The organism is Chromohalobacter israelensis DSM 3043 (genome assembly GCF_000055785.1).
Taxonomy (GTDB): Bacteria; Pseudomonadota; Gammaproteobacteria; order Pseudomonadales; family Halomonadaceae; genus Chromohalobacter; species Chromohalobacter israelensis.
This window is the reverse complement of the sequence record NC_007963.1, coordinates 1-14,128: the sequence shown is the minus strand read 5'-3', so window position 1 is coordinate 14,128 and position 14,128 is coordinate 1. Positions and strand designations below refer to the sequence as shown.

The window sequence follows — 14,128 nt, the reverse complement described above, 5'->3', positions numbered from 1 at the left end:
GGACGACTCCTGCAATGAAGATATCCACCGCATCGAAAAGATGGTCAGCGCTTACTTACATCGGGCTTTGCCTGGGGTACACCTTTTCCACGCTGGCCGTTCTCAGTCACTGGTTCATGATCCCGGTCGCCGCACTGTGGGTGGCCATCGCCTGGCGCTTCCGCTGGGGCCATCCCCGGCAACGCGCGAGCCTGCGCCGCGTCTGGCCGTGGTCACTGGTGCCCTTGATCCTGTGGTGGGTCTACCTCTATCTGGACGACAGCTTCGGCAAGCTGGACCTGGGCGCGGTGATCTTCCACTTGCAGGCCGGAATGACCGAACACGGTGGCGAGCGGCGCGTCTTCGCGGCATTCGCCTTCACGCTGTGCTGTATCCTGATGCTCGTGGCCTTCACCTGGCTGGTGCGTGCCGACCATCGGTGGCGGCTCTGGGAACGAGTCGGGGCGATCTTCCTGCTGGCCTTCAACCCGCTGCTGTTCGGTCTGTCGCAGCGTGGTGCCTCGGCGATCACCCAGGGCGACTGGCTGCGCCAGCACTATCAGCCCCCGCGCATCGCCACCACGCCGCAGACGCGCCCCAACCTCATCTACCTCTACCTGGAAAGCACCGAGCGCACGTACGCCGACCGCGAGACGTTCGGCAATGCCTATGAGGATCTGGCGGCTCTGGGCCGGCGCGGCACGGTCTTCGAGGGCATCAAGCAACTCGACAACACCGGCTGGACCACGGCCGGCATGGTCGCCACGCAGTGCGGCGTGCCCTTGATTCCCGCCGGCCTGATGCACGACAACCAGTTCGAACCGCTGGATGCCGTGCTGCCGCATACCCGGTGTCTCGGCGACATGCTCAACGCCCAAGGGTATGACCTCACCTACATGGGTGGTGCCAGCACGCGTTTCGCGGGCAAGAAGGTCTTCTACGAAGGACACGGCTTCGATACCGTCCTGGGACGCGACGAGCTCGAGGACGACGTCACCCCGCCCGATTATCTCAACGACTGGGGACTCTACGACGACACGCTGCTCGACATGGCCACGCAGCGCATCCGCGAACTCGCCGGCGACGCGTCGCGCCAGCCCTACGCACTGTTCGCCCTGACCCTGGCCGCGCATCCGCCATTCGGCAATCCGTCGCAATCGTGCCTGGAAAATCAGGGAGAGTTCGATGGGGTGGACATTCTGTATTCGGTGAAATGCACCGGCTGGCTGGTGCGCCGCTTCCTGGAACGGCTCGACCGCGAGGGGCTGCTCGACAACACGCTGGTGGTGATATCCAGCGATCATCTGAGCATGAAGAATTCCGAGTGGCCGCAACTGGTCACCGCCCAGCGCGAAAACACCTTCATGATGCTCGGCCAGGGCGTGCCCGCCGGCAAGCGCATCCAGCGCCAGGGCTCGATGGTCGATGTCTATCCCACCGTGCTCGAGGCCATGGGTTTCACGCTGGAGACGCGCGCCGCCGGCCTGGGGCACTCGTTGTTCGCCGAACGCCCCACGCTGATCGAAGAATACGGGCTCGAAACCATCAACGACCACATGCAAGAGGAAGACGCCCTGCAGTCTTACATGTGGAAGGGCGTCAACTGAGCGAGCGCGGTGACGCGGACCCGGCGGCGCGGATCGAGGCCAGCAGTCGCGCCGGCTCGAGGTGGCGCAGACAGTTGGTGTGCCCCAGGGGGCATTCGCGGGCGAAGCACGGCGAGCAGGACAGGTAGAGGTCGTGGATCTCGGCGTTCTCGGTCAGCGGCGGCGTATAACTCGGCGAGGACGATCCGTAGACGGCCTGAACCCTGGTGCCCACGGCCGCCGCCACGTGCATCAGCCCGGAATCGTTGGTGACCACCTGCTGGCAGTCGGCGAGCAGGTCGACGACCTCGGTCAGCTGCGTGCGACCACAGAGATTGTGGACCCCGGGCAACGCCTGGCTGATCGTCTCGCCGGCGTCGGCGTCCTTGGGGCCGCCCATCACCCGCACCTCGTACCCCTCGGCCACCAGACGCTCCGCCAGGGTGCGAAAATGCGCCAACGGCCATTGCTTGGCCGGGCCAAACTCGGCCCCCGGCATCATGCCGATCGCGGGCCCTGACGAAAGCCCCAGGGAGTCGCGCAAGCGCTGCTGTTCGTCGCCGTTCACGTCGAGCCGAGGCGCGGGAATGGCGAAGTCTCCCGTAAGGGCCTGCTCCTCGGGCAACCCCAGCGACACGAAGCGCTTCACCGTTTGATCCAGTACGCGCTTGTCGAGCTGACGGCGGGCGTTGAGAAGCCAATAGCGCTGCTCGCCATGGAAGCCCACGCGCTCGGGTATCCGCGCCAGGAAAGGTACCAGGGCCGATTTCCAGGACCGCGGCAGCACGATCGCCCGATCGAAGCGCCCCTTCAGCTTGCCCGCCACCGCACGGCGCGTGGCCCAGCCAAACTCGCCGTGCTTGACGTCCAGCGCGATGGTCTCGTCGACCTCGGGCATGCGCGCCAGGATCGGCAGCGACCAGCCCGGCGCCATCACCCCGATATAGGCCTCGGGGTGATGCGCCTTGAGCGTCATGAACAGACTCTGGGCCATGACCATGTCGCCGACCCACGAGGGGCCGACGACGAGCAGGCGCGGGGAGGTGGCGGTATCGTCAGCCATTCAGCCAATCCAGGTAGGCGCTGACGCCTTCGCGAACCGTCTTGAATTCCGCCTTGTACCCCGCCTCGCGCAGCCGCGAGATATCCGCCCGGGTATAGCTCTGATAGCGCCCTTTCAGCTCCTCGGGAAAGTCGATGTAGTCGATCTTGCCGGTCGCATAGTAATCGATCACCGTCTCGGCGATGGCCTTGAACGGCTCGGCGCGGCCGGTCCCCAGGTTGAAGATACCCGAGACCTCGGGGTGATCGAGGCACCACAGGTTGACGTCGACGACATCGCCGACATAGACGAAGTCGCGGCTTTGCATGCCGGCTTCATAGCCGTCCCAGGCACCGAACAGCTTGGGATTCTCGCCCCGCTTCACCTGACTGTGGTGATGATAGGCGACGCTGGCCATCTTGCCCTTGTGCTGCTCGCGGGGACCATAGACATTGAAATAGCGAAAGCCCACCACCTGAGCGTCGAACGACTCCCAGTGGACGCGCACGTACTGGTCGAACAGCAGCTTGGAGTAGCCGTAGACGTTGAGCGGCTTCTCGTGCTCCGGCGCTTCCACGAACACCTCGCTGCCGCCATAGGTGGCCGCCGACGAGGCATACAGGAAGGGGATACGCTTGTACTGGCAGAAATGCAGCAGCACCTTGGAATACTCGAAGTTGTTCTCGAGCATGAACTTGCCGTCCCACTCGGTGGTATCCGAACAGGCGCCTTCGTGGAAAATCGCCTCGATCGGCGGCAGCTCGCTGGGTTCGCCGCGCAGTTCGGCCTTCACGCGCGCCAGGAAATCATCCTTGTCGAGATAATCCCCCAGCGTGCAGTCGGCGAGATTGACGAACTTGGTGCCGTCGGAAAGGTCGTCGACCACGAGGACATCCTCGCGGCCGCGTGCGTTCAAAGCCTTCACTAGATTGGCGCCGATGAACCCGGCACCGCCCGTCACTACGATCATGTCGTCGATTCCTTCAAGTCGTGCACCCACGCGGGAAGCGTGCATTTCGTCACGGTGCCTATAACCGATTAACCGCTAATTGTATACTTGGCGGTTCGTGAATTCATGGGCCAACGGTACTTCACCAATGACACAGTCGACGCCAGACGTGAAAACCTTCCAGGGCCTGATCCTCGCCCTGCAGCAGTACTGGGCCGAACAGGGCTGCGTGATCCTGCAACCCCTGGACATGGAAGTCGGAGCCGGCACTTTTCATCCCGCGACTTTCCTGCGCTCCATCGGCCCCGAAACCTGGAACGCCGCCTACGTGCAGCCATCGCGCCGCCCCACCGACGGTCGCTACGGCGAGAACCCCAATCGCCTGCAACACTATTACCAGTTCCAGGTGGTGATGAAGCCCTCCCCGCAGGCGCTTCAGGCGCTTTATCTGGGATCGCTCGAGCGTCTCGGCATCGACCCGCAGGTCCATGACATTCGCTTCGTCGAGGACAACTGGGAGTCTCCCACCCTAGGGGCTTGGGGGCTAGGCTGGGAAGTCTGGCTCAACGGCATGGAGGTGACGCAGTTCACCTACTTCCAGCAGGCCGGGGGCATCGAATGCTACCCGGTCACCGGCGAGCTGACGTATGGCCTGGAACGTATCGCCATGTACCTGCAGGACGTCGATAGCGTCTACGACCTGGTGTGGACCTACGCCCCCGATGGTTCGTCGGTCAGCTATGGCGATGTCTATCTGCAGAACGAGCGCGAACAGTCGGCCTACAATTTCGAGCACGCCGACGTCGATTATCTGTTCGGTGCCTTCGATCACTGCGAGGGCGAATGCCGGAAGCTGCTCGATGCCGGCCTGCCGCTGCCGGCCTATGAGCAAGTGCTGAAGGCGTCGCACACGTTCAATCTGCTCGACGCCCGGCACGCCATTTCGGTGACCGAGCGTCAACGTTACATCCTGCGTGTGCGGACCATGGCCCGTGACGTCGCCCACGCCTACTTCGAATCGCGCAAGGCAGCCGGGTTCCCCATGGCCTCGGAGACCCTACGTCAGGAATTGCTGAATCAGGAACTGCCGAGCCAGGAAAGCAACGAGGGAGACGCGTAAGCATGGCATCCACCCCCCTACTGGTCGAATTGGGCGCCGAAGAACTGCCACCGAGCGCCATCGAACCCCTCGCGCTGGCATTGCGCGATGGCATCGCCAAGGGCCTCGCCGACGCCGACGTGGCGTTCGCGAGTGCCCATGCCTACGCCACGCCGCGCCGTCTGGCCGTCAGGGTCGAAGGTCTCGACGACAAGCAGCCCGACCGCGACATCGAACGCCGCGGCCCCGCCCTGGCTGCCGCTTTCAAGGATGGCCAGCCAACCAAGGCCGCCGAGGGCTTTGCGCGCTCCTGCGGTGTCACGGTCGATGACCTGATCCACCTGGAGACCGACAAGGGAACCTGGCTGGGTTATCGCTATCAGGAAAGCGGCGAGGCCACCACGGCCCTGCTGCCGGCCATCGTCGAGCGCGCGGTCCAGGCGCTGCCGGTGCCCAAGAACATGCGCTGGGGCGCCTCGCGCACCGAGTTCTCGCGGCCGGTACACTGGCTGGTCATGCTCTACGGCGCCGATGTCGTGCCGGCAACGGTGCTCGGCCTGGAGGCCGGACGCACCACCCGCGGGCACCGCTTCCATGCACCCGACGCCATTGACCTGGCCCACGCCGACGACTACCTGGACGCACTGGAAAACGCTTACGTGCTGGCCGACATGCAACGTCGACGCGAGCGCATCCGCGAACAGGTACTCGCCGAGGCGGAAGTCAACGAGGCCACGGCGGTCATCGACGAGGACCTGCTCGACGAAGTCAGCGGACTGGTCGAATGGCCCGTCGCCCTGACCGGCAGCTTCGACGAGCGCTTCCTCGACGTGCCTGCCGAATGCCTGATCTCGTCGATGAAGGCCAATCAGAAGTACTTCCACCTGCTCGATGCACAGGGCACCCTCAAGCCGCTGTTCATCACCGTCTCCAATATCGAAAGCCGCGACCCTCAGCAGGTCATCGAAGGCAACGAGAAGGTCATTCGTCCACGTCTGGCCGACGCCGCCTTCTTCTACGACACCGACCGCAAGCAGTCGCTGGCGTCACGGCGCAGCGCCCTCGAGAGCGTGGTATTCCAGCAGTCGCTGGGCACGCTGGCCGACAAGGCGCAGCGCATCGAGGCCATAAGCTCCTTCATCGCCTCCCGGATCGGTGGCGATGCCGACCATGCCTCGCGCGCCGCCCAGCTCGCCAAGTGCGACCTGGTCACCGAGATGGTGCTGGAGTTTCCCGAGCTCCAGGGCATCATGGGGACCTACTATGCGCGCCAGGACGGCGAACCCGAGGAAGTGGCCCAGGCGCTGCACGAGCAGTACTTGCCACGCTTCGCCAGCGATGACGTACCGGCCACGCCCGCCGGGCTCGCCCTAGCGCTTGCCGACCGGCTCGACACACTGACGGGCATCTTCGGGATCGGTCAGCGCCCCAGTGGCACCAAGGATCCTTTCGCGCTACGGCGTGCCGCCATCGGGGTGCTCAACATCCTGGTCAAGGCCGAGCTCGACCTCGATCTTCGCGAGCTTCTCGAACTGGCCGCAGCCCAGCATGGCGACCTGCCGAAGGCCGAGGGACTGGTCGATGACGTCCTCGACTACATGCTCGACCGTTTCCGTGCCTGGACCCAGGACGAAGGCATTGCCGTCGAAGTGTACCTGGCCGTACGCGCCCGCCCGGTCACGCGGCCGCTCGACTTTGCACGCCGGATCCGCGCCGTGCATGCCTTCAGCCAGCGCGAGGAAGCCGTGGCACTGGCGGCGGCCAACAAGCGGGTGTCCAACATCCTGTCCAAGCAGCAGCATGACGGCTCCACCTCGGTGGATACCGGCCTGCTACAGGCCGAGGCCGAGACGACGTTGAGCACGGCGCTGGAACAATGCCATCAGTCGGTTCGCCCGCTGCTCGACGCCGCTCGCTATGCCGAAGCGCTGGATGTACTGGCTCAGCTTCGCGGCCCCGTCGATGCCTTCTTCGAAGACGTGATGGTCATGGCCGAGGACGAGGCGGTGCGCCGCAATCGTCTCGCGCTGCTGGCCAGCTTGCAGTCGCTGTTCCTCGAGGTCGCCGATATCGCCCAATTGCAGCAGTGATCGCACGGGCGACGAACGAGAAAGGGTGGCCTCTGGCCACCCTTTTTTGTTTCACGTGAAACGCCGCACACCACCGAACCTGCCTGCCCGTCGTCTCTTCCAACTTTGTCGCCGCCCCGGCTTAGCTCGCAAAGTGTCGTTACGGCATGTCCACGCCCGCCAGAATGTTTCACGTGAAACATGACGTTACATAGTGACCAGAAGCGATATGACGCCGTGGCAGTCTCCCTTCCCTCTTCCCTCTTTCCGCTGCCCGCTGGTCGCTGGCCTGATGCGCTCAGAATTGTTTCACGTGAAACACGGCCCTACACTGCTCTACCCGACTGGCTGCAACCGGAGCGCCCGTGCCCTTACCTCCCAAGCTCGTGATTCTCGACCGTGACGGCGTCATCAACCAAGACAGCGATGCCTACATCAAATCCCTCGAGGAGTGGATTGCCTATCCTCAGGCGATCGAGGCCATCGCGTATCTCACGCAACACGGCTGGACCGTGGCGATCGCCACCAATCAATCGGGCATCGCCCGAGGTTACTTCGACACGGCCACCCTCGATGCCATGCACGAAGAACTTCGGCATCAGGTATCTCGTGCCGGCGGCGAAATCGCGCATATCGCGTATTGCCCGCACGGTCCCGATGACCGCTGCGATTGCCGCAAGCCCTTGCCTGGGCTATTGCAGCAGGTTCACCAAGCCTTGGGCCTGTCCACGCTGGAAGGCAGCTGGATGGTCGGCGATAGCCTCCGCGATCTGCAGGCGGGACAGGCAGCAGGATGTCATGCGGCACTGGTTCGCACGGGCAAGGGCGTCCGCACGGAGCAAAAGGGCCAAGGCCTGGAGAACGTGCGCATTTTCGACGACCTGGCATCTTTCTCGCGCTGGCTGATCCCCGACGACGCTTGAGTCGACCTGGGGATCTGCCCTCACCTGATACAAAAAAGGCCGGCAACGTGACGTTGCCGGCCTCTTCTCATACCGCTGTTACTCGCCGCACTGGACTCAGCCTAGCGACGATGTTTCACGTGAAACATCAGATATCCAGATTGGCGACCAGGGCATTGCGTTCGATGAAGTCACGACGCGGTTCGACTTCATCGCCCATCAGGGTATTGAACATCATGTCAGACGCCACGGCATCCTCGATGGATACACGCAGCATCCGCCGAGACTGGGGATCCATGGTGGTTTCCCACAACTGCTCGGGGTTCATCTCGCCGAGTCCCTTGTAGCGCTGTACGCTCAGGCCACGCTGGGCTTCACTCATCAGCCAGTCGAGGGCTTCGTAGAACGTGCCCACCGAGCGCTGACGCTCGCCACGCGCGACATAGGCACTTTCCTCGAGCAAGCCATCCAGCGTCTCGCCGAGTGCCGTCATGGCGTGATAATCGGCACTGCGGAAGAAGTCGACGCCCCAGACGTAATCGGTGGTCACGCCATGTGCGGTCAAGGCTACGCTGGGCAGGAACAAGCCTCGTTCGGTGTCTTCCTGCAACTGGAAGGTGTAACGCGGGCCACCCTCGTAGGCGATGATGCTGTCCATCTCCGCCTGCAGATGGTCGATCCAGTTCTGCATGGTCACGCGGTCCTTGAGGCTTTCATTCTCAAGCTTGGCGGTATGCACGATCTTGCGCAGCACCAGGTTGGGATAGACGCGCGAGAGCCGGTCGATGCGCCGCATGACATCGCGATACTGGCTGACCAGGTTTTCCAGCTGCTCACCGGCGATGCCCGGCGCGTTGGCGTTCACGTAAAGGCGAGCGCCATCCAGAGCCGTGGTCGTCAGATAGTCGGTCAGCGCCTGTTCGTCCTTGAGGTACGTCTCCTGCTTGCCACGCTTGATCTTGTAAAGCGGCGGCTGGGCGATGAAGACATGTCCCCGCTCGATCAGCTCGGGCATCTGACGGAAGAAGAACGTCAGCAGCAGCGTGCGGATGTGCGAGCCGTCGACGTCGGCGTCGGTCATGATGATGATCGAATGATAGCGCAGCTTGTCGGGATTGAACTCCTCGCGCCCGATCCCGCAGCCAAGCGCCGTGATCAGCGTGCCGACCTCCGCCGAGGAAAGCATCTTGTCGAAGCGCGCCTTCTCGACGTTCAGGATCTTGCCCTTGAGCGGCAGGATCGCCTGGGTACGACGGTCGCGGCCCTGCTTGGCACTGCCGCCTGCCGAGTCGCCCTCGACCAGATAGAGTTCGGAAAGGCTGGGATCCTTTTCCTGGCAGTCGGCCAGCTTGCCGGGCAACCCGGCGATATCCAGAGCCCCCTTGCGACGCGTCATGTCGCGTGCCTTGCGTGCCGCTTCGCGTGCCCGCGCCGCATCGAGCATCTTGTTGACGATGGCCTTGGCTTCGTTGGGCCGCTCGACGAGGTAGTCCGAGAACTGGCGCCCCATCTCCTGCTCGACCGCCGTCTTGACCTCGGAGGAGACCAGCTTGTCCTTGGTCTGCGAAGAAAACTTCGGGTCCGGCACCTTCACCGAGACGATGGCCGTCAGACCTTCGCGCGCATCATCGCCGGAGGTGTTCACCTTCGCCTTCTTCAACAAACCTTCGCTTTCGATGTAGTGATTGAGCGTCCGCGTCAGCGCAGCCCGGAAGCCGGCCAGGTGGGTGCCGCCATCGTGCTGGGGAATGTTGTTGGTGTAGCAGAAGATGTTCTCGGAGAACGTGTCGTTCCACTGCATCGCGACCTCGACGGCAATCCCGTCGTCACGCTGGGTCTCGAAGTGGAAGATCTGGTTCAACGCCGTCTTGTTGGTGTTGAGGTGATCGACGAACGCCCGCAGGCCGCCCTCGTAGTGGAACAGCTCCTCGGCGCCGGAACGCTCGTCGATCAAGCGGATCGCCACACCGGAATTGAGGAACGACAGCTCGCGCAGACGCTTGGCCAGGATGTCGTAGTGAAACTCGATGTTGGCGAACGTCTCGGTCGAGGGCTTGAAGTTGACCTGCGTGCCACTCTTCTCGGTCTTGCCCACCACGTCCAACGGTGAATCGGGAACGCCGTGATGGTAGATCTGCTCGTAGACCTGTCCGGCCCGCCAGACGGTCAGCTTGAGCTCCTCGGAGAGCGCGTTGACGACGGAGACGCCGACCCCGTGCAGCCCACCGGAGACCTTGTAGGAGTTGTCGTCGAACTTGCCGCCGGCGTGCAGCACCGTCATGATGACCTCTGCTGCCGAAACGCCCTCTTCCGAGTGAATATCGGTGGGGATACCGCGCCCGTTGTCACTGACGGTGATGGACTCATCGGGATGGATCACCACGCGAATTTCGCTGCAATGCCCCGCGAGCGCTTCGTCGATGGAGTTGTCCACCAGTTCGAAGACCATGTGATGCAGGCCCGTGCCGTCATCGGTATCGCCGATGTACATGCCGGGGCGCTTGCGTACCGCATCCAGTCCCTTGAGGACCTTGATGCTCGATGAGTCGTAAGCTTGTTCGCTCATTGCCTACTCCGTCGTGAAGTCATTCCGTGAGCAGTCGCCCGTGTTCCACGTGAAACATCGCGACATCCGTTTCCGACTGCCATGCATTCGCGAGCGCCTCGCGCTCGACGCTGGTAATAAAGACTTGACAGCGCAAGCGCTCCAGCCAATGACAGAAAATCCGCCGATGCGTAACGTCCAGCTCGGCGGGCAGGTCATCGATCAGATAAACGCAGGTGCGCCCCGTCAGTTCATCGAGCAAGCGCCCCTGGGCCAATTTCAGTGCACTCACCACCAGCTTTTGCTGACCGCGAGACAACTCCTCCACGGCAGCACGCTTGCCGATGCGCAAGCGCAAATCGGCGCGTTGCGGCCCTTGCTGGGTGAACCCCATCTGTCGGTCGGTGTCCCGACCGCCTTCGAGCACCTCCAGCAGACCACGCTGCTTGTCCCAACCGCGATAGTAGCGAAGCGACAAGCCGGAAAGCGGCAGCAACTCATGCAATGTATCTTCGAATGCCTTGGCGAATTGCGCCATGTACTCGCTGCGCAGGGCGTCCAGAAGCTCGCTCCAATGCGCGAGTTCCTGCTCCCATACGCGCATCGAACGTGCATCGATTCTATCATGCCTGAGCAGGGCATTCCGATGTTTCAGCGCACGTCGCACTCGCCGCCATGCCTCGAAAAACTCGTGTTTCACGTGAAACACGCCCCAATCGAGAAACTCTCGCCGCGCCGCCGGCGAGCCTTCCAGCAGACGAAAGGCATCAGGATTGATCAGCTGCAGCGGCAGCGCCTCGGCAAGACGCGCCACACGAACGCCGCGCTCGCCGTCGAGGCGAATCTCGAGCTCGGAGGCATCGCGTGCACGGCGTACGCCCAGCGCGACCGGTGGATCGCCGGCGACGCGTCCATGCAGGGTGACGGCATCGGCATCATGCGCGATCGCATGCTTGAGCTTCTGGGTTCGAAAGGAACGTGCCATTCCCAGCACATGCATGCCTTCCAGCAAGCTGGTCTTGCCGCTGCCGTTGGCCCCGGTGATCAGATTGATCCCCGGCCCGGGGCGCATGTCGAGCGCCGCCAGATTGCGCAGGCCCAGGAAATTAAGGCGTTCGAGGGGCATACGAGGACATCAAGAGAGCGCGCCGTCCCGGCGTGACATCGGCGAGGGAGCCGACGAGGCGCCCGGGACGGAGCCGCGTGAAGGGGCGGACAAGGCGATCAGAGGCGCATCGGCATGACCACGTACATGGCATCGCCGCCGCCCGGTTCCTCCAGCAGTGCACTGCTGTTGGGATCGGAAAGCGTCATCTGCACACGATCGGCGTCCAGCACGCCGAGCACATCGACGAGGTACCCCACGTTGAAACCGACTTCCAGCGCGCCCCCATCGTACTCGATGGCCACGTTCTCCTCGGCCTCCTCCTGCTCGGGGTTGTTCGCCGTCACCCGCAGGTTGTTCTCCTCGAGGTTGAGTCGCACTCCGCGATATTTCTCGTTGGAGAGAATCGCGGTGCGCGACAGCACCTGGCGCAGCTCGCCACGCTCGGCGATGACGACCTTGTCGCCCCCACGCGGAATGACGCGATCGTAATCCGGGAACTTGCCGTCGACCAGCTTCGAGGTGAAGGTGAAATCACCGGTCTGGGCGCGCAGGTGCGTACCGCCGATGGTGAGTTCCACCGGCTCGTCGCTGCCGTCCAGCAGGCGCGCCAGCTCGAGAATCCCCTTGCGAGGCACGATCAGCTTTTGCGACGGCTCGACCTCGACGTCCGCGCTGCGCGCGCAGACCGCCAGGCGGTGGCCGTCGGTGGCGACCGTACGCACCAGATGGTGGCCGAACTCGAGCAGCATGCCGTTCAGGTAGTAGCGGACATCCTGCTGCGCCATGGCGAAGGACGTCGCATCGATCAGATGCTTGAGCGTGCCACGCGCCAGTGTCAGCGTGGTATCGCTTTGACTTCCCTCGATATTCGGGAACTCCGCCACGGGCAGCGTGGACAAGGTGAAACGCGAACGCCCGGCACGCAGGATCGCCCGTCCTTCCTCGAGCGTGAAGGTGATGTCGGTCTGCTCGGGCAGCGACTTGCAAATGTCCATCAGCTTGCGCGCCGGTACCGTGGCAGAGCCCGGTTCATCGACGTGATGCGGCGTGGTGCGGCCGATCAACTCGACCTCGAGATCCGTACCGGTCAATGCCAGCTGCGAATCCTGCACCTGGAGCAGCACGTTGGACAGCACCGGCAGGGTCTGACGACGCTCGACGACGCCAGCGACCAGCGATAGCGGGCGCAATAGGGCTTCGCGGGTGATGGTAAATCTCATGGGCTCCACTCTCGTCCTGGGGTCCAAGGGAATATTCGGGCCGCCATGCTCAACTGGTCAGCAGCCGCAGCAGGTTCTTGTAGTCCTCGCGGATATCCGCGCTTTCTTCCTTGAGTGTCTGCACCTTGCGACAGGCATGCAGCACCGTGGTGTGGTCGCGCCCACCGAAGGCATCACCGATCTCGGGCAAGCTGTGATTGGTCAATTCCTTGGCCAGCGCCATGGCCACCTGACGCGGCCGCGCGACCGAGCGCGAACGACGCTTGGAGAGAAGATCGGCCAGCTTGATCTTATAATACTCCGCCACCGTGCGCTGGATGTTGTCGACGCCGACCTGCTTGTCCTGCAGAGCCAGCAGGTCCTTGAGCGACTCGCGAATGAAATCCTGGGTGATCGGCTTGCCCATGAAATGCGAGTCGGCAATCACCTTCTTCAGCGCCCCTTCCAATTCGCGCACGTTGGAACGAATCTTCTGGGCAATGAAGAAGGCAGCATCGTGCGGGAGATCGACCTTGGCCTGGTCGGCCTTCTTCATCAGGATCGCCACGCGCGTTTCCAGCTCCGGCGGCTCGATGGCGACCGTCAGTCCCCAGCCGAAGCGCGACTTGAGACGTTCCTCCACCCCGCTGATTTCCTTGGGATAACGGTCCGAGGTCAGGATCATCTGCTGGCCGCCCTCGAGCAGCGCATTGAACGTGTGGAAGAATTCTTCCTGCGAACGCTCCTTGCCGGCGAAGAACTGAATGTCATCGATCAGCAGGGCATCCACGCTGCGATAGAAACGCTTGAAGTCGTTGATGGCGTTGAGCTGTAGCGCCTTGACCATGTCGGCGACGAAACGCTCCGAATGCAGGTAGACGACCTTGGCGTTCTCGCGCTGCCCCGCCAGATGGTTGCCGACGGCATGCATCAGGTGCGTCTTCCCCAAACCGACCCCACCGTACAGGAACAAGGGATTGTAGGCACCACCGGGGTTCTCGGCGACCTGCCGCGACGCGGCACGCGCAAGCTGGTTGGACTTGCCCTCGACGAATGTCTCGAAGGTGAAATTGGGGTTGAGACCGCTCTGGTGCTTGAGACTCCCCTCCACCTGGACCTGGCGCTCGCCACCACCGCGCCGCGGCGTTTCCTCGCGTTCGCGAAGGCGATCGATTTCCTGCTCGTCGGCGTAGTCCCCCTTGGCACGCGGAGCGGCATGCACCGCCGGCGCCTCGGTCGGGCGCGAGGCATTCATCGTCGTCGCCGACACCGGCGCGCCCAGGTCACGCGGCGACGACATCGCCACGTTGCGGCGACTCCCCACCGTCAGCTGCACCTTGGGCGGCTTACCGGATGCCAAGTCCCGCAGCAGCTCGTTGATGCGCTTCAGGTATTTATCGTTGACCCAGTCACGCACGAAGCGGTTGGGCGCCAGAAGACACAGCTCGTTGGCGTCACCGTCTTCCGCCTGCAGTGGGCGAATCCAGGTGTTGAACTGCTGTGAACTCAGTTCGTCCTGAAGAAAGTTGAGGCATTGCTGCCAGAGAGCGACCGACACACGACCTCACCTAGCGTTGATGAATGGCCGAGTATTGTAGCGTTCGAGACCGAGGTTATCCACATGGATCCCCGCTCTCTTTTCCTGTGGAA

10 protein-coding genes are annotated in these 14,128 nt (G+C 63.1%); 4 read left to right on the top strand and 6 right to left on the bottom strand.

The window, feature by feature from the left end:
* Window positions 1-14 precede the first annotated feature (14 nt).
* Window positions 15-1,586, top strand: coding sequence for a sulfatase-like hydrolase/transferase (locus CSAL_RS00060; protein WP_043557801.1), 1,572 nt, complete (start codon window positions 15-17; stop codon window positions 1,584-1,586).
* Here CSAL_RS00060 and waaF read toward each other — a convergent pair.
* Window positions 1,579-2,628, bottom strand: coding sequence for a lipopolysaccharide heptosyltransferase II (waaF, locus tag CSAL_RS00055; RefSeq protein ID WP_011505320.1), 1,050 nt, complete (start codon window positions 2,626-2,628; stop codon window positions 1,579-1,581). The genes CSAL_RS00060 and waaF overlap by 8 nt on opposite strands.
* A complete protein-coding gene (rfaD, locus tag CSAL_RS00050) occupies window positions 2,621-3,577 on the bottom strand; it encodes an ADP-glyceromanno-heptose 6-epimerase (protein WP_035414067.1) in 957 nt (318 codons plus the stop codon). Before rfaD ends, waaF begins: the two co-directional genes overlap by 8 nt.
* Window positions 3,578-3,704: 127 nt before the next feature.
* Between rfaD and glyQ the strand changes: the two genes are divergently transcribed.
* The 3 genes from glyQ (at window position 3,705) to gmhB (ending at window position 7,647) form a co-directional block, all read left to right on the top strand.
* Window positions 3,705-4,676, top strand: a complete 972-nt coding sequence (gene glyQ, locus CSAL_RS00045) for a glycine--tRNA ligase subunit alpha (RefSeq protein ID WP_011505318.1) — start codon at window positions 3,705-3,707, stop codon at window positions 4,674-4,676.
* A gap of 2 nt (window positions 4,677-4,678) precedes the next feature.
* The gene (glyS, locus tag CSAL_RS00040; RefSeq protein WP_011505317.1) at window positions 4,679-6,745 is read left to right on the top strand and encodes a glycine--tRNA ligase subunit beta; all 2,067 of its coding nucleotides are present in this window, start codon (window positions 4,679-4,681) and stop codon (window positions 6,743-6,745) included.
* A gap of 344 nt (window positions 6,746-7,089) precedes the next feature.
* Entirely contained in the window at window positions 7,090-7,647 is a 558-nt protein-coding gene (gmhB, locus tag CSAL_RS00035; protein ID WP_011505316.1) for a D-glycero-beta-D-manno-heptose 1,7-bisphosphate 7-phosphatase, read from the top strand.
* A gap of 127 nt (window positions 7,648-7,774) precedes the next feature.
* On the opposite strand, the gene gyrB is transcribed toward gmhB, so the two are convergent.
* From gyrB to dnaA, 4 genes are all read right to left on the bottom strand, one after another.
* Window positions 7,775-10,192, bottom strand: a complete 2,418-nt coding sequence (gyrB, locus tag CSAL_RS00030; protein WP_011505315.1) for a DNA topoisomerase (ATP-hydrolyzing) subunit B — start codon at window positions 10,190-10,192, stop codon at window positions 7,775-7,777.
* A 19-nt stretch (window positions 10,193-10,211) separates the two neighbouring features.
* Window positions 10,212-11,297 carry a DNA replication/repair protein RecF gene (gene recF, locus CSAL_RS00025; protein WP_011505314.1) on the bottom strand — a complete coding sequence of 362 codons (1,086 nt, stop codon included), beginning with the start codon at window positions 11,295-11,297 and terminating at the stop codon, window positions 10,212-10,214.
* 98 nt (window positions 11,298-11,395) lie between these two features.
* Window positions 11,396-12,499, bottom strand: coding sequence for a DNA polymerase III subunit beta (gene dnaN / locus CSAL_RS00020; protein ID WP_011505313.1), 1,104 nt, complete (start codon window positions 12,497-12,499; stop codon window positions 11,396-11,398).
* Window positions 12,500-12,548: 49 nt separating this feature from the next.
* Window positions 12,549-14,036, bottom strand: a complete 1,488-nt coding sequence (gene dnaA / locus CSAL_RS00015) for a chromosomal replication initiator protein DnaA (protein WP_011505312.1) — start codon at window positions 14,034-14,036, stop codon at window positions 12,549-12,551.
* Window positions 14,037-14,128 lie beyond the last annotated feature (92 nt).

Bases quoted from the DNA above. Each gene is read 5' to 3' on its own strand.
- CSAL_RS00060 (WP_043557801.1), top strand. From the start codon at position 15: ATGAAGATATCCACCGCATCGAAAAGATGGTCAGCGCTTACTTACATC.
- waaF (WP_011505320.1), bottom strand. From the start codon at position 2,628: ATGGCTGACGATACCGCCACCTCCCCGCGCCTGCTCGTCGTCGGCCCC.
- rfaD (WP_035414067.1), bottom strand. From the start codon at position 3,577: ATGATCGTAGTGACGGGCGGTGCCGGGTTCATCGGCGCCAATCTAGTG.
- glyQ (WP_011505318.1), top strand. From the start codon at position 3,705: ATGACACAGTCGACGCCAGACGTGAAAACCTTCCAGGGCCTGATCCTC.
- glyS (WP_011505317.1), top strand. From the start codon at position 4,679: ATGGCATCCACCCCCCTACTGGTCGAATTGGGCGCCGAAGAACTGCCA.
- gyrB (WP_011505315.1), bottom strand. From the start codon at position 10,192: ATGAGCGAACAAGCTTACGACTCATCGAGCATCAAGGTCCTCAAGGGA.
- recF (WP_011505314.1), bottom strand. From the start codon at position 11,297: ATGCCCCTCGAACGCCTTAATTTCCTGGGCCTGCGCAATCTGGCGGCG.
- dnaN (WP_011505313.1), bottom strand. From the start codon at position 12,499: ATGAGATTTACCATCACCCGCGAAGCCCTATTGCGCCCGCTATCGCTG.